Source organism: Streptomyces griseorubiginosus (assembly GCF_017614965.1).
Classification (GTDB): Bacteria; Actinomycetota; Actinomycetes; order Streptomycetales; family Streptomycetaceae; genus Streptomyces; species Streptomyces griseorubiginosus_B.
This window is the reverse complement of sequence record NZ_WVUG01000105.1, coordinates 1-16109: the sequence shown is the minus strand read 5'-3', so window position 1 is coordinate 16109 and position 16109 is coordinate 1. Positions and strand designations below refer to the sequence as shown.

At 69.6% G+C, this 16109-nt stretch carries 12 protein-coding genes; all 12 read right to left on the bottom strand.

From position 1 onward, the window contains the following. Positions 1 to 98 precede the first annotated feature (98 nt). The gene (locus GRC12_RS20640; protein WP_208780789.1) at positions 99 to 1886 is read right to left on the bottom strand and encodes an alpha-L-fucosidase; all 1788 of its coding nucleotides are present in this window, start codon (positions 1884 to 1886) and stop codon (positions 99 to 101) included. Next, complete coding sequence (locus tag GRC12_RS20635; protein ID WP_208780788.1) at positions 1883 to 3262, bottom strand: glycoside hydrolase family 28 protein; 1380 nt, start codon at positions 3260 to 3262, stop codon at positions 1883 to 1885. Before GRC12_RS20635 ends, GRC12_RS20640 begins: the two co-directional genes overlap by 4 nt. Continuing rightward, positions 3259 to 4689: a glycoside hydrolase family 28 protein gene (locus GRC12_RS20630; RefSeq protein ID WP_208780787.1), complete on the bottom strand. Its 1431-nt coding sequence runs from the start codon at positions 4687 to 4689 to the stop codon at positions 3259 to 3261. Before GRC12_RS20630 ends, GRC12_RS20635 begins: the two co-directional genes overlap by 4 nt. A 47-nt stretch (positions 4690 to 4736) precedes the next feature. Next, on the bottom strand, positions 4737 to 5624 hold the full coding sequence (locus GRC12_RS20625) for an ABC transporter permease (protein WP_244373438.1): 888 nt from the start codon (positions 5622 to 5624) through the stop codon (positions 4737 to 4739). Continuing rightward, positions 5624 to 6274 carry an ABC transporter permease gene (locus tag GRC12_RS20620; RefSeq protein WP_208780786.1) on the bottom strand — a complete coding sequence of 217 codons (651 nt, stop codon included), beginning with the start codon at positions 6272 to 6274 and terminating at the stop codon, positions 5624 to 5626. The genes GRC12_RS20625 and GRC12_RS20620 overlap by 1 nt, the downstream gene beginning before the upstream one ends. 241 nt (positions 6275 to 6515) lie before the next feature. Further along, on the bottom strand, positions 6516 to 7625 hold the full coding sequence (locus GRC12_RS20615; RefSeq protein ID WP_208780785.1) for an ABC transporter ATP-binding protein: 1110 nt from the start codon (positions 7623 to 7625) through the stop codon (positions 6516 to 6518). Between the two features lie 4 nt (positions 7626 to 7629). Beyond that, positions 7630 to 8781 (bottom strand): ABC transporter substrate-binding protein, encoded by a 1152-nt coding sequence (locus tag GRC12_RS20610; protein WP_244373436.1) that lies wholly within the window; start codon positions 8779 to 8781, stop codon positions 7630 to 7632. A 197-nt stretch (positions 8782 to 8978) separates the two neighbouring features. After that, positions 8979 to 10019: a LacI family DNA-binding transcriptional regulator gene (locus GRC12_RS20605; RefSeq protein WP_244373434.1), complete on the bottom strand. Its 1041-nt coding sequence runs from the start codon at positions 10017 to 10019 to the stop codon at positions 8979 to 8981. Positions 10020 to 10302: 283 nt separating this feature from the next. After that, positions 10303 to 11460 carry a flavodoxin-dependent (E)-4-hydroxy-3-methylbut-2-enyl-diphosphate synthase gene (ispG, locus tag GRC12_RS20600; RefSeq protein ID WP_208780783.1) on the bottom strand — a complete coding sequence of 386 codons (1158 nt, stop codon included), beginning with the start codon at positions 11458 to 11460 and terminating at the stop codon, positions 10303 to 10305. Positions 11461 to 11627: 167 nt separating this feature from the next. Continuing rightward, the gene (locus GRC12_RS20595; RefSeq protein ID WP_208780802.1) at positions 11628 to 12920 is read right to left on the bottom strand and encodes a M50 family metallopeptidase; all 1293 of its coding nucleotides are present in this window, start codon (positions 12918 to 12920) and stop codon (positions 11628 to 11630) included. Positions 12921 to 12928: 8 nt separating this feature from the next. Then, on the bottom strand, positions 12929 to 14191 hold the full coding sequence (gene dxr, locus GRC12_RS20590; protein WP_208780782.1) for a 1-deoxy-D-xylulose-5-phosphate reductoisomerase: 1263 nt from the start codon (positions 14189 to 14191) through the stop codon (positions 12929 to 12931). A 130-nt stretch (positions 14192 to 14321) separates the two neighbouring features. Further along, the coding region (locus tag GRC12_RS20585) for an acyl-CoA dehydrogenase family protein (protein ID WP_208780781.1) at positions 14322 to 16109 on the bottom strand (1788 nt) is incomplete at its 5' end.

Sequence of the window (16109 nt, the reverse complement as noted above, 5' to 3'; positions counted from 1 at the left end):
GTGCGGGACCTCACGCTGAGGGTTCTGCTGATCTCCGCACTGTACCTGCCGAATGTGGGCCGCGCCGCCCCGTGCGGCGACGCGGCAGGGCCCGTGCGTCAGCCGTGGCTCGTGGGATGGCCGTAGCCGACCTGTATCTCGTCGATCCGCAGCTGCTGGTAGAACGCGGGCACGGTGGGGGCGCCCCAGGTGGTGGGTACGTCGAGGCGGATGTAACGGGTGCGCAGACCGGCGGGGAGGTCGATGAAGCGGATGCCGCGGGCGCTCTCCAGCACCCCGGCCTTCACCTCACTCCATGTCGCGGCGTCGTCACTCACGGACACGGTGTAGTCCTTGATCCGCGCGGAGTCCTCCTTCCTGCCGAAGGTCTCCCGGTTGTATGTCGGCGACCATTCACGCTGGTTGACGCCGAGGAAGGAGGCCCTGCGGACGCGGCCGAGATCGAGCGTGTAACTGGCGGGCAGGACGCCCTTGTTGTCGCTGTAGGTGGTGAAGTCGCCGTCGGTTAGGGCGGGTTCGGAGGCCTTGACCACACCGGTCGGGTAGACGCCCTCGCGCACGGGTGCCGTGCGGACCTTGAAGACGGTGTCGTACGGGTCCCAGTCGGTGACGCCCTTGATGGTGAGGGTGCCGCCCTGCTGGTCGAAGTGGAACCGCTTGCCGGTGCGCAGGTCGGTGATCCTCTCGATCCGGTAGCCGTTGTCACGGATGCGGACCTGGTCGCCGGAGGCCGGTTTCGTGGTGACGTGGATGTACTGGGTCGTGCGGTCGGTGCGGCTGACGGTGATGTAGCCGTAGGAGCCGTCGTTCCAACTGCCGGGCTGCATGCCGCCGTACATGAACCCGCCGCCGTACACCCCGTGCAGGGACTGCCAGATGGGCGGGAGGTAGTCCTTCATCAGGTCGAGGAACTTCTCCTGCTGGGGCGGGAATCGGCCGTTGACCATCGCCGTGAAGTCGGCCAGGGAGAGGATGGAGTTGCCCGCGTTGGCGATGTACCGGTCGACGTTGAGCCCGGTCGACACCGGGCGGTCCTGGCCGTCGTACCACCAGCTGCCCGTGTCGGGGACCTTGTAGCAGGACTCGGTCAGGCGGGGCATCGGGGTCCAGATCGCCGACGGCTGGTCGTACGGCGGGCTCATGCCGACCTTCTGCTCATGGGACACCATGTCCATGATCGGGGTGTCCTCGTTGTTGTTGCTCAGGGTCATGTCCGGGCGCAACTGGCGGATCTGCTCGTAGAGCTGGTGCTGTTCCCAGTACTCGTTGTCGTTGTCGATCCAGAAGCCCGACAGCTTCGGGTACTTCTTCATGACCTCGAAGAAGTTGTCGTAGCTGAACTCGCCGAAGCCCTCACGGGTGGTGAGGTCGACGTCGTGGCCCTTGTAGGCCGAGTAGGCGGCGGAGTCGAGGGTCTCGATCCCCTGCTCGTTGTGCCACTTGGGGTCGTCGGTCATGTAGAGGATGACCTTCAGGCCCTTCTTGGCGGCCGCGCCGATGAGTTCACCGAGGATGTCCCGCTTGGTCGAGCAGGAACCGGGGATCGCCGACGGCCAGGGGCGGGCGTAGCCGAGGCGGGAGTGGAAGGTGGCGAGGACGATGTAGCTCGCGCGGATCTTGCGGGCCTCGTCGACCCAGTAGTCCGGGTTCCAGCCTCCGTCGGTGACGTCCTTCTCCCAGCTCGCGCAGTCGAGGTGTTTGGGCGCGGTGAACATGCCCCAGTGCAGGAACATGCCGGCGGTGGCGTTGCGCAGCATGGTCTGGCGGGGTGGGTACGCGGGGTGGCGCGCGGCCGCCGCCTGCGACGCGGGTGCGGCGAACAGGCCGCAGAGCAGGGCGAGTACGGCCACCCACAGCAGGTGGACGGTGCTCCGTGCGGGTCTCATGGATACGTGACCTCTGTTCCGTTGACGAACACTTTCCTCAGGACGAGATCCGGTGCGGACTCGATGACGTTCGGCTCGGCGATGCCCGTGAAGTCGCAGCGCTCGATGCGGATGTGGCGGAAGGGGTCGGAGTCCAGGCCTTCGAGGTTGATGGCGCGGCGGGCGCCGTCGTGGACCATGTCCTGGACGTGGACGTTGCGGATGACCGCCGGGCGGTCGCCGGTCTGGCCGGAGTAACGGGTGGTCAGGTAGACGCAGTCCCGGTCGATCTGCCGTCCGGTGAAGCGGCGGACGTACACGCCGTCGATGGCCCCGCCGCGCTTCTTGTTGGTCTTCAGGAAGACGGGATGGCGAGGGTTGTAACGGCCGGGGAAGTCAAGGGGGTTGATGCGGCAGTCCTCGGCGAAGACGTCGTACACCCCGCCGGACATCTCGCTGCCGACGGCGATACCGCCCCACCGCCCGGAGAACACGCAGTCGCGTACGACGATGTTCCGGCTCGGTGTGCCGACCCGCAGTCCGTCCTCGTCGCGGCCGGACTTGACGGCGATCGAGTCGTCCTCGGTGTGGAATCGGCAGCCGGTGATGTAAACGTCCTCGCAGCATTCGGGGTCGCAGCCGTCGCTGTTGTTGATGCGGCCGATGACGTCGACGTCCTGGATCAGGATGTTGCGGGACAGCACCGGGTGGAGGGTCCACATGGCCGGTTCGAGGACCGTGACGTCACGGACGAGGATGTTCCGGCAGCGGTAGAACTGGACCATGTTGGGGCGCAGGTAGTGCCCGGCGCCGAAGACCCGTTCGCCGACGGGCACGCCCCGCTCGCCCATGCCGCGCAGCGCCTCCTGGTCGGCCGGTGCGCCGCCGCCGGGATCGCGCCAGCTCTTCCAGGGGCCCGCCATGCCCTGTCCGTCGAGGGTGCCGGGGCCGGTGATCGCGAGGTCGCGCTGGCCGTGGGCGTAGACGAAGGGCGAGTAGTTGTAGCACTCGGTGCCCTCGAAGCGGGTGAGGACGACCGGGAGGTAGTCGGCGGGGTCGGTGCTGAACAGGACCGTGCCCTCGACACGCAGGTCCACCCCGCTGAGCAGGTGGATCGCACCGGTGAGGAACACGCCCTCGGGGACGACGACATGGCCGCCCCCGGCCTCGTGGCAGGCCTCGACGGCCCGGCGGAAGGCGAGCGTGTTCTTGGTGGTGCCGTCACCGACGGCGCCGTAACGGCGGATGTCGAAGAAGCGGTGCGGGAAGGCGGGCGGGCGGATGCGGGCGAGGATGCGCGGGACGCGGGACCAGGGGTCGGCGGGGGCGCCGGAGGCCGACGGCCTCGGCAGGGCGAGGGCGGCGCCGGACGCCTTCAGGAGCGTACGGCGTCTCACGGCCTCGTCACCTCCGTGCCGTTGACGGTGACGTGCCGTTCGGTGAGGTCATCGGTGTACGTCACGCTGTCCGGGCCGCGGACCCCCGTGAAGTCGCAGTGGTCCAGGTGGACGCCGTGGAGGTGATCGGTGGCGAGGCCCTCGAGGTTCAGGACCCCCTTCGCTCCGTCCAGGCGGGTGCGGCGGACGGTGATGTCCTCGACGGTGACCGGGAGCGTGCCGTTCTCGCCGCCGTTGTAGTTCGCGGTGACGTAGACGGCCTCGCGGTCCACGTCCGTACCGGTGAAGTCCCGGATGTGCACGCCGGAGACGAAGCCGCCGCGCTTCTTGCTGGCCTTGACGTACAGCGGATACTTGACCGGGTAACGGCCTGGGAATTCGGGCGAGTTGACGACACACCGCTCGGCGAAGACGTTCCGTACCCCGCCCGACATCTCGCTGCCGACCGCGAGTCCGCCCCAGCGCCCGGAGAATCGGCAGTCCTGCACGACGATGTTCTCACTGGGCACGCCGACGCGCCGGCCGTCCTCGTCGCGTCCCGACTTCACCGCGACGCAGTCGTCGTTGGTGTCGAAGGAGCACTCGCTGATGTGCACGTCCCGGCAGGCCTCGGGGTCGCAGCCGTCGGTGTTGTAGAGGGTGCTGTCGACGGTGACGCGGCGGACGGTGACATTGCTGGACAGCACCGGGTGCACGGTCCACATCGGCGGGTCGACCAGCGTGACGTCGCTGACCAGGACGTTCCGGCAGCGGTGGAACTGGATGAGTTGGGGCCGCAGGTAGTGCCCGGCGCCGAAAAGCCGCTCGGCGACCGGGACGCCCGAACTGCCCATCTGGCGCAGGAGTTTCTGGTCGGGCGACTGGAGCTTGCCGTCGCGGTACCAGCTCTCCCAAGGGCCGAGCCGGGCCTGCCCGTCGATGATGCCGGTGCCGGTGACGGCGACGTTCTCGCAGCCGTGGGCGTAGACGAACGGCGAGTAGTTCCAGCACTCGGTGCCCTCCCAGCGGGTGAGCACCGCGGGAAGGTAGTCGGCGGGGTCGGGGCTGAAGGCGATGACGGCGTTCTCGGTGACATGCAGGTCGACGTTGCTCCGCAGATGGATCGCCCCTGTCAGGTACCTGCCATCCGGTACGACGACCCGGCCGCCGCCCGCCTCACGAGCGGCGGCGACGGCCCGCCGGAACGCCTCGGTGCACGGGGTCACTCCCCCGGCGACGGCGCCGAAGTCCCGTATGTCGAACCGGCGTCCGGGGAATCGCGGCGGCCTGATGCGGGCGAGGATGCCGGGCACGCGGGCCCAGGGGTCGGCGGGGGCCGCCTCGGCGGGCGGCGGCGTCAACAGCGGGGCGGCCGCGGCCAGGCCCCCCGCGGCGAGGGCGGTGCGCCGGGAGATGCGGGCGGTGCGTCGGGGGAAACTTGCGCGCAAGGGGGATCACCTGTTTCTGACGGACGGTGCGGGTACGGTCCGGTCGCTCAGCCGTGGGCCTGCTCCTCCCTCACCCGGGTGACCAGCTGCGTCGGATTGACGAAGCGCAGCGCGATCACCAGCAGCACCAGCATCGACGCCGTGTACATCACGGCCATCGCGTCGATGGACTGCTGCGTACGGATGCCGGCCGAGAAGACGGCGTAGTAGAGGGCGACGACCAGCGTCTGGCTGTCCGGGCCCGCGGTCAGGAACGTCAGCTCGAACATGCCGACTGTACGGACGAGGACCAGCACGGACGCGGCGAGGATGCCCGGCACCAGCAGCGGCGCGAGGACCCGCAGCAGCACGGACGCCGTCCGCGCCCCGCACATCCGCGCCGCCGCCTCGATGCGCGGGTCGATCTGCTCGATGAACGGGGTCATGGTCAGCACCACGAACGGCACCGACGGCACGAGGTTCGCCAGCACGACCCCGGTCAGCGTGCCCGCCAGCCGGAACTTGTACAGCACGGTGGCGAGCGGGATGCCGTACGTCAGCGGCGGGACCAGGATCGGCAGCAGGAACAGCAGCAGGACCAGCTTCTTGCCGGGGAAGTCACGGCGGGCGAGCGCGTAGGCGGCCGGGACGCCGACGACCACCGACACCGCGACCACCAGCAGCGAGACCAGCGCGGTCGTCCAGAAGACCTGCCCCAGCGAGAACTCCCGCCAGGCCTCGCCGTACCACCTCGTCGTCCAGCCCTCGGGCAGCCAGCTGGTGAACCAGCGCGTGCCGAAGGAGTCGGCGAGCGGGACGCCCACGATCCCGGCGAGGTTGACCAGGAAGAGCCCGAAGACGAGCACGGCGGCCCAGGCACCGGGCTTGCGCCACCAGGGCCTCGGACGCGCGGAGGCATCCTTCGCCGGTGCGGGCGCTTCGAGTACGTCGGTCATCAGCCCTTGCCTCCCGTCGCCCCGCGGTACAGCAGCGAGCGCCAGCCCAGCACCAGGACGACCACCGCGAGCATCACGCCGGCCATGACCATCGCGATCGCCGAGCCCAGCGAGTAGTCGAACTTCTGGAAGGCCGCCTGGTAGGCCTCGATGGAGATGACGTGCGTGGCGCCGCGAGGGTCACCGACCAGTTGCGCGGAGGGGAACACCGCGAAGGCCAGCACGAAGGAGAGACAGAAGGTGATCGCGAGGCCGGGGGCGAGCAGCGGCAGCATGATGTGCCGGAAGCGGTGCCACCGTCCCGCGCCGAGCGTGGCCGCCGCCTGCTCCAGGCTGGGGTCGATGCCGGTGAGGTACGACAGCGTCAGCAGGTAGGAGAAGGGGAAGCCGGTGATGACCAGCGAGGCCAGAACTCCCCAGTAGTTGTGCACGAGTTGGAGGGGCTGGTCGGTCAGGCCGAGGTTGTGGAGGATCTTGTTGAGCCAGCCGTTCGGGCCGAGGTAGCCGAGCAGGCCCTCGGCGGTGAGGACCGTGCCCAGCGTGATCGGCATGACCAGGATCGTGGTCAGCAGCCGGCGCCCGCGGAAGGGGCGGCGGGTGCCGAAGGCGACGGGGACGGCCGCGAGGCAGTTGATCAGCGCGGCGGGCACGGCGAGCCTGAGGGTGACCCAGATCGTCTCGCGCAGATACGGATCGTCGAAGAACCGCCGGTAGTTGGCCAGCGCTCCCCCGCCGTGCTGCGGCTGGAAGGAGAGCTGCAGGCCGTAGAGGAACGGATAGCAGAACAGCAGGACGAGAAGACGACGCCGGGGAGCACGAGCAACAGCGTGCGGTCGACCCCCCGTTCGGCGAGGCGATGGCGCAGGGCCGGCTTTCCCGTGCCGACGGCGCTCATGAGGCCGTCACCGCCCGCTCGTTGGCCGCCGCCGTCAGCGTGCGGTCGTCGTCCGCCGCGAACACCAGCACCCGCTCGGCGGGCGCGGCCAGCCGCACCTCGTCGTCCGGGGCGAGCCGGGCGCGGGTACGGAAGTGGACCTGCCGGCCGTCCGGCAGGGCCGCCTCGACGGCGAGTTCGCGACCGTGGTACTCGACGACCTCGACCCGGGCCGGCAGTCCGGCTCCCCCGTCGGCGACGACGTCCAGATCCTCGGGCCGTACCGCCACCGTCACCCGGCCGCCGGCGGCCGCACCGGACCGGTCCAGACCGGTCAACCGGGTGCCTGCAAGGTCCACTTGGGCGTGCTCACCGTCGGTCGAGGCCAAGGTCGCGTCGAGCATCGTGCGGTAGCCCATGAACCCGGCGACATAGCGGTTGGCCGGACGGGCGTACACCTCCTCGGGCGTGCCGATCTGCTGGGTGCGCCCGTCCCGCAGCACGACCAGCCGGTCCGCCAGCGACAGCGCCTCCTCCTGGTCATGGGTGACGTACACCGTGGTGAGGCCGAGACGCCGGTGCAGGCGCTTGATCTCGGCGCGCATCTCCAGACGCAGGGCCGCGTCCAGGTTGGACAGCGGCTCGTCCATCAGCACCAGACGCGGTTCGAGCACGACGGCCCGGGCGATGGCGACGCGCTGCTGCTGCCCGCCCGAGAGCTGCCCGGGCCGCTTGTGCGCGTGCTCGGTGAGATGCACCAGCTCAAGGGCCCGGTCGGTGCGTTCGGCCGCCTCCGCCTTCGGCACCCGGCCCATCCGCAACCCGAAGGCGACGTTGCCGCGCACGCTCATGTGCGGGAAGAGGGCGTAGTTCTGGAAGACCATGCCGAAACCGCGCCGCTCGGGGGCGAGTTGGTCGATGCGCTCACCGTCCAGCAGGATCGCGCCGCCGGTCAGCGGCAGCAGCCCGGCCAGACAGTTGAGCGCGGTGGACTTGCCGCAGCCGGAGGGCCCGAGCAGCGCCACGAACTCGCCGCCCGAGATCTCCAACTCCAGCTCGTGCAGCGCCTGGTGACGTCCGAACCGGCGCGAGACGCGCTCCAGGCGCAGGGTGTGGAACCGGGCCATGCGATCAACCGCCCGCCACGTTCCGGCTCCACAGGTCGAACGCGGTGACCTGCTGCTGGGCCGGGAGGGACGGCTTCTTCGGGAACTGGTCGATCCAGGAGTCGAAGTCCTTGTTCCCGTACGTGGCGATCGTCTGCTGCGACTTGGCGGGAGCCATCGACAGCGGTACGTCCTTCACCGCCGGGCCCGGGTAGAAGTAACCGTCGTCGTACGCCTTCGCCTGCTGCTTCGGCGTCAGGATCCACTTGATGAGGTTGAGGTCGGCGGACATGACGTCCGCACTCACGCCCTTCGGTACGACCGCGTACTGGGCGTCGGTCACCCAGGTCATGTGGTCGAAGTGCGCGACCGCCATCTTCTTCGGGACGGTGCCGAGGGCGCGCGGGTTGATGTACCAGCCGGTGGTGCTCTGGATCATGTCGACCTGCCCGGAGGCGAGGTTCTTCATCGTCTCGGTGGTCCCCGAGGCGTACGGCGCCGCGTACTTGTCGAGCTCCTTCAGATACGCCCAGGTCTTGTCCCAGCCGTGCTCGGGGTCGCTCGGGTCCTTGTCGCCGAGCAGGTACGGCAGCCCCATCAGCCAGGTGCGGCCGGGCCCGGAGTTGGCGGGGTCGGCGTACTGGTAGCGCTTGGGATGGGCCTTGGCCCAGGCGAGCAGCTCCTGCGGGGTCTTCGGCGGGCTCTTGACCTTGGCCGGGTCGTACTCGACGAGCGGTCCGGACGGGTAGTAGACGATCGCCTGCCCCTTGCCCTGCGCCAGCTTGGCCATGTCGGCGGCCGGCGGGAGATAGTCGGGGCTGCCGATCAGGTCCTGGTGGGCGGCGAGGTCCGACCACAGGTTCTGCGAGAGGCCGGCCGCGAGTCCGTCCGTGCCGGTGAGCACCAGGTCGATCTGGACCCGGCCGGCCTGCTGCTGCGCCTTGATCTTTCCGGCGAGGTCGGGCGCCGGGGCCTTGCCGTACGTCACCTTGCCGACGATGTCCGGGTGCTCCTTGCGGAACTCCTCGATCATCCCCTGGGTGAGCTGGAGGTTGCCCGCCACATCGAGGATGTCCAGGGCGACCGGCTTGGAGGGCTTGGCGGGAATCTTCTGCTCCGCCCCCTTGTCATCGGATGACTTGTCGTCGGGAGCCCCGCAGGCAGCAACGGCCCCCATGAGCAGCAGAGCCGCCACAGCGAGCCGTGGTGCAGGGTGTCGACGAGCTTGACGAGCTCTGGAGCTGTACTGCTTTCGGAACACGGCGGCTCCTGCGGGCGTCGGCCGGGTGGGGGCCCGGCAATGAGACAGCGCTTCCTCGGTCCGTGTGCTCGAACAAGGTCCTGCGAGACATCGGATCTGTCAAGGCGCTGAGCTCAGATTGGTCCGGACGAACCACGAACCCGCAGCTCAACGGGGAGCGTTACCGATTCGATGCCTTCGTCGCCCGCCATCAGCCGGGCGAGCGCGTCGCCGGCCACCCGGCCGAGACCGCCGCGGGGTACCGCTACCGTGGTCAGCGGCGGCGAGGAGTAGCGGGCCAGGTCGATCTCGTCGAAGCCGGTCAGGGACAGCTCCCCGGGCACCCGTACGCCCATCTCGGTCAGCCGGGACAGCAGCCCCAGGGCGACGAAGTCGTTGTAGGCGACCACCGCGGTGGCGGCACTGTCGACGACGGCGGGCCCGGCGCCGTACCCCTCGTCCGTGGTGGATCCGCAGGCCAGGACGGTCACCTCCAGCCCGAAGGCCCGGGCCCCGGAGAGCGCCCGCAGCCGCTCCTTGTTGGCCCAGGAACCCTGCGGACCGGCGAGGTAGGCGACCTTGCGGTGGCCGAGCTGGGAGAGGTGCCCGCACAGCGCGAGCAGGCCCTGGTAGAAGTCCACGCACACGGAGGTCAGGGCCAGGCCGGGCTCCTGCCGGTTGGCGACGAGCAGCGGGACCCCGCGCGCGACGAGGGCGGCGAGTTCCTGCCGCGGCATCCGGGGCGACGCGAGCAGCAGCCCGTCCGCGTACCGCATCAGCTCCTCGGCCAGCTCCCGCTCCACGCCCGGATCCTCGTCGGAGTCCATGACGACGACCCGCGCGCCGCGCTCCCGCGCGCTCGCGGAAAAGGTCTTGATCAGGTCGCTGAAGTGCGGATTGGCGAGATCGGGCACGAGCACGCCGATACTCCCCGACCGCCCCCGGGCCAGCCCCTGGGCCGCCGCGCTCGGCCGGTACCCCAGCTCCTCGATGGCCAGCCGCACCCGGTCCGCGAGGACCGGGTCCACGGTCCCGATGCCGTTGAGCACCCGGGAGACGGTCGATACGGAGGCGTCGGCCGCGCGGGCCACATCCGCGATGGTGACGCGTTTGGCCCGCCCGCCACTGCGAGCCGACCGGGGTTCCCGCACCCGCCGGGGTTCCGCCATGGCCATCGGGCTCTCCCTCCGGTCGGTCCCGAGAAGGCCCGAGGGAGCGCTTTCTCGACGACGACGGCTTCTGGGGAGAAGCTAGCGGTGGGGAGCGGGGCGGGGAAGATCCCGTGCGGGTGGTGACGGTGCGGGACGCGCGGTTCGGCCATGGCCGGGCAGGAGAGGACGGGCTGATGACACCGCGCAGGGCAGACGCGCCCCCCAGGGGCGCGGGGAACTGCGCGACCAGCCACGACGATCCACGCAGCCGACGGGAAACAGCCGGCCGACCACTGGCCGCTCCGCGTCAACCCTTGACCGACACCTCGGGCTCGCCCGACGCGACTCCGGCCTCCTCCATCTGCTCGGCCAGCTTCATGGCCTCCTCGATGAGGGTCTCCACGATCTTCGACTCGGGGACGGTCTTGATGACCTCGCCCTTGACGAAGATCTGCCCCTTGCCGTTGCCGGACGCGACACCGAGGTCGGCCTCACGCGCCTCACCCGGACCGTTGACGACACACCCCATGACGGCCACCCGCAGCGGAACCTCCATCCCCGTGAGCCCCGCCGTGACCTCCTCCGCCAGCTTGTACACGTCCACCTGCGCGCGCCCGCAGGACGGACACGACACGATCTCCAGGCCCCGCTGCTTGAGGTTCAGGGACTCCAGGATCTGGTTGCCGACCTTGACCTCCTCGACGGGAGGAGCGCTCAGCGAGACCCGGATCGTGTCGCCGATGCCCTGCGAGAGCAGCGCGCCGAAGGCGACCGCCGACTTGATCGTGCCCTGGAACGCCGGCCCCGCCTCGGTCACCCCGAGATGGAGCGGGTAGTCGCACTGCGCGGCGAGCTGCTTGTACGCCTCGATCATCACGACCGGGTCGTTGTGCTTCACCGAGATCTTGATGTCCCGGAAGTCGTGCTCCTCGAAGAGCGAGGCCTCCCACAGCGCGGACTCCACCAGCGCCTCGGGCGTCGCCTTGCCGTACTTCTGCAGCAGCCGCCGGTCGAGCGAGCCGGCGTTGACCCCGATCCGGATCGGCGTGCCGTGGTCCTTGGCGGCCCGCGCGATCTCCTTGACCTTGTCGTCGAACTGCTTGATGTTCCCGGGGTTCACCCGCACCGCGGCGCAGCCGGCCTCGATGGCCGCGAAGACGTACTTCGGCTGGAAGTGGATGTCGGCGATGACCGGGATCTGCGACTTGCGGGCGATCGTCGCGAGCGCGTCCGCGTCGTCCTGCGTGGGGCACGCCACCCGCACGATCTGGCATCCGGACGCCGTCAGCTCGGCGATCTGCTGCAGGGTCGCGCCGACGTCGGAGGTACGGGTCGTGGTCATGGACTGCACGGACACGGGCGCGTCACCGCCCACCGCCACGGACCCGACCTGGATCTGCCGGCTCTTCCGACGCTCGGCAACCCTGGTCGGAACGGACGGCATGCCGAGAGAAATCGCAGTCATCTGCTGTGCAACCCCAAGTCGTGGATCAAGATCCGGTCCCGGAACAACGGGCTCCAGGCTTCGAGATTACGGCACCCGCCCAGGCCCGAGCACATCCCGCTCCTAAACACACTCAAACGAAGACGGCCCGGAACCGATGGCTCCGGGCCGCCGCGAACTCCTCATGGCTACGTGATTTTCACCGGGTTAACGACGTCCGCCACAAGGACCAGAAGCGTAAAGCAAACAAAGATCCCCGCCACCACATAAGCCACCGGCATCAGCTTCGCCACGTCGAAGGGGCCCGGGTCCGGGCGCTTGAGGAGCCTGGCCAGGTTGCGGCGGAGGGACTCCCACAGGGCGCCCGCGATGTGGCCGCCGTCCAGGGGGAGCAGCGGGAGCATGTTGAAGAGGAACAGGGAGAGGTTGAAGCCGGCGACCAGCATGACGAACATCGCCAGTTGCTGGGTGGCGGGGACGTCCAGCGTGAAGATCTCGCCGCCGACGCGGGCCGCGCCGACCACGCCCATCGGGGAGTCGGGGGCGCGCTTGCCGCCGTCGAACGCGGCGTCCCAGAGGCCGGGGATCTTGCCGGGCAGGGCGGCGATGGAGTCGACGGCGTCGCCGACGCGGTCGCCCATCCAGGTCAGCGACTGGCCGAAGTCCTGCTTGACGATGCCGGTGGCGGCGCTGAAGCCGAGGAAGCCGGCGCTGACGTACTTGCCCTGGACGATCTGGCCGCTGGAGTCCTTCTTGGCGACCTGGTTGGTGGCGATGGTGGCGTGGAGGGTGACCTCCTTGCCCTTGCGGTCGACGACGATCGCGACGGGCTTGCCGGGGTCGGAGCGGATCAGGTCGGAGAGCTTGTTCCAGTCGTCGGTCCGTACGCCGTCGAAGGAGACGATCTTGTCGCCGGGCTTGAGGCCCGCGGCGGCGGCCGGGGAGGCGGGGTCGCCCTTCTTGCAGGTGTCGCGGTTCTCGCTCTGGGCGATCACGCACTGGGAGACGGAGCTGACCGTGGTGGTCTGCTGGGAGATGCCGAAGCCCATGAGGACGGTGAGGAAGAGGGCGACGGCGAGGATCAGGTTCATGAAGGGGCCCGCGAACATCACGATGACCCGCTTCCAGGGGGCGCGGGTGTAGAAGAGGCGGGTCTCGTCGCCGGGGCGCAGTTCCTCGAAGGCGGCTGAGCGGGCGTCCTCGATCATGCCGCGCCAGGGTGAGGTGGAGCGTGCGGTGATCTTGCCGTCGTCGCCGGGCGGGAACATGCCGATCATGCGGATGTAGCCGCCGAAGGGGACGGCCTTGATGCCGTACTCGGTCTCGCCCTTCTTGCGTGACCAGATGGTCGGGCCGAAGCCGACCATGTACTGGGGCACGCGGATGCCGAAGAGTTTGGCCGTGGACAGGTGCCCCAGCTCGTGCCACGCGATGGAGATCAGCAGGCCGAACGCGAAGACGACTATGCCGAGGATCATCATCAGGGTCGTCATGCACGCGCCTCCGCGGTCGCCGTGGTCTGCGTCAGTTCCCTCGCCCGGGCTCGTGCCCAGGTCTCCGCTTCGAGGACGTCCGACACGGTGAGTGAGGTTCCCGTACGCGGTGTGCCGTGTTCCTCGACCACGCGCGTGACGGTCTCCATGATCCCGTTGAAGGGGAGCGCGCCGGCGCGGAATGCCTCGACGCTCTCCTCGTTGGCCGCATTGAACACCGCGGGGGCGGTGCCCGCGAGTTCTCCCACGTGCCGGGCGAGGTTCACCGAGGGGAAGGCGTCGTTGTCGAGGGGGAAGAACTCCCAGGTCGACGCCTTGCTCCAGTCGAAGGCGGGTGCCGCGTCGGGGACGCGTTCGGGCCAGCCGAGGCCGATGGCGATGGGCCCGCGCATGTCGGGGGGCGTGGCCTGGGCGATCGTCGATCCGTCCGTGAACTCAATCATCGAGTGGACATACGACTGGGGGTGCACGACCACCTCAATGCGGCTGAAGGGAATGTCGTAGAGGAGGTGGGCCTCGATGACCTCCAGGCCCTTGTTGACGAGGGTCGCGGAGTTGATCGTGATGACGGGGCCCATGGCCCAGGTGGGGTGGGCGAGGGCGTCCTCGACGGTCACGCGGGCGAGGTCGGCCTTGGTGCGGCCGCGGAAGGGGCCGCCGGAGGCGGTGACGACCAGTTTGCGTACGTCGGCGCGGGTGCCGGAGGCCAGCGCCTGGAAGAGGGCGGCGTGTTCGGAGTCGACGGGGATGATCTGGCCGGGCTTGGCGAGGGCCTTGACGAGGGCGCCGCCGACGATGAGCGATTCCTTGTTGGCGAGCGCGAGGGTGCGGCCGGCTTCCAGGGCGGCGAGGGTGGGGGCGAGTCCGATGGAGCCGGTGATGCCGTTGAGCACGGTGTGGCAGTCGGCGGCGGCGAGGTGGGTGGCCGCGTCGGGTCCGGCGAGGATCTCGGGGAGCGGTTCGCCGGGGCCGTACAGGCTGGTGAGTGCGTCGCGCAGCTGGGGTACGACGTCCTCGCGGGCGACCGCGACGGTCCGTACCCGGAGCTGGTGCGCCTGTTCGGCGAGGAGGGCGACGCGGCCGCCGTTGGCGGAGAGGCCGGTGACCCGGAAGCGGTCGGGGTTGCGCCGTACGAGGTCGATGGCCTGGGTGCCGATCGACCCGGTGGAGCCGAGGATCACCACGTCCTTCGGGCCGCTGCCCGCCACGGGGTCGTAGACGAGGTGCGGGTCAGCGAGTGGGGATGGACTGTCGCTCATTCCTCCATTGTGGCCGTAAGGACGGTGTGTGAGGACAGCGCGTCCCCCGCGTCCCCCGCACGGGGGGTGAGGGGGACGCGTCTTCGTCCCTTCGGTCACGCTCACCCCCCGGGCGTCTTCGTTCCTTCGGTCAGCCGATGGGGCGGTGGACGTTCTCCTTCTCGGAGGGGCCGGGGGCGGCGTCGGCGATCCAGGGGCCTTCGCCGGAGGGGTCGACGATGCCCTGTTCGAGCCATGCGTAGGTGCCGGACATGACGCCCTTGACGAGTTTGCGGTCGACGTCGTCGGTGTTGGTCCACAGCCGGTTGAAGAGTTCCTCGACGCGGATGCGGGCCTGGCGGCAGAAGACGTCGGCGAGCTGGTAGGCCTCGCGGCCGTGGTCGCCCTGGCTGCGCAGGAGTTCGGCGCGGACGCAGGCGGCGCTCATGGCGAACAGTTCGGCGCCGATGTCGACGATCCGGCCGAGGAAGCCCTGTTTGGTCTCCATCTTCCCCTGCCAGCGGGACATGGCGTAGAAGGTGGCGCGGGCGAGCTTGCGGGCGTGCCGTTCGACGTAGCGCAGGTGTACGGAGAGGTCGACCTCCCGCTTGAACTCGCTGTAGGAGGCGGGGAGTTGGCCCGGTCCGGCGACGAGTTTGGGCAGCCACTTGGCGTAGAAGACGCCCGCGCCCATGCCTGCTTTGGCCTTGTCCTGGAGGGACTTGTCGGGGTCGATGAGGTCGCCTGCGACGGACAGGTGGGCGTCGACGGCCTCGCGGGCGATGAGGAGGTGCATGATCTCGGTGGAACCCTCGAAGATGCGGTTGATGCGCAGATCGCGCAGGACCTGTTCGGCGGGGACGGCGCGTTCGCCGCGGGCGCGGAGGGAGTCCGCCGTCTCGAAGCCGCGGCCGCCGCGGATCTGGACGAGTTCGTCGGCGATGAGCCAGCCCATCTCGGAGGCGTAGAGCTTGGCGAGGGCGCCTTCGATGCGGATGTCGTTGCGGTCCTCGTCGGCCATCTGGGAGGACAGGTCGAGTACGGCCTCCAGGGCGAAGGTGGTGGCGGCGATGAAGGAGATCTTGGCGCCGACGGCTTCGTGCTGGGCGATCGGCTTGCCCCACTGTTCGCGGGCGGCGGACCATTCGCGGGCGATCTTCAGGCACCACTTGCCGGCGGCGACGCAGGAGGCGGGGAGGGACAGCCGGCCGGTGTTGAGGGTGGTGAGGGCGATCTTCAGGCCGGCGCCCTCGGGGCCGATGCGGTTGGCGGCGGGGACGCGGACCTGGTGGAAGCGGGTGACGCCGTTCTCGATGCCGCGCAGGCCCATGAAGGCGTTGCGGTTCTCGACGGTGATGCCGGGTGAGTTGGTCTCGACGACGAAGGCGGTGATGCCGCCCTTGTGGCCCTCGCTCCTGGGGACGCGGGCCATGACGACGAGGAGGTCGGCGACGACGCCGTTGGTGGTCCAGAGTTTGACGCCGTCGAGGACGTAGTCGTCGCCGTCGCGCACCGCGGTGGTGGCGAGGCGGGCGGGGTCGGAGCCGACGTCCGGTTCGGTGAGGAGGAAGGCGCTGATGTCGGTGCGGGCGCACCGGGGCAGGAACTGTTCCTTCTGTTCCTGGGTGCCGAACAACTTGAGCGGCTGGGGTACGCCGATCGACTGATGGGCCGAGAGCAGGACGCCGATGGCCGGGGAGGCGGAGCCCGCAAGGGTGAGGGCCTTGTTGTAGTACACCTGGGTGAGGCCGAGGCCGCCGTACTTGGTGTCGATCTTCATGCCGAGGGCGCCGATCTCCTTGAGGCCCTTGATGACCTCGTCGGGGATGCGGCCCTCGCGTTCGATGAGGGCGCCGTCGACCTTGGTCTCGCAGAAGTCGCGGAGCTTGGCGAGGAACTCCTCGCCGCGCTGGGCGGCCTCGGTGGAGGGGGTGGGGTG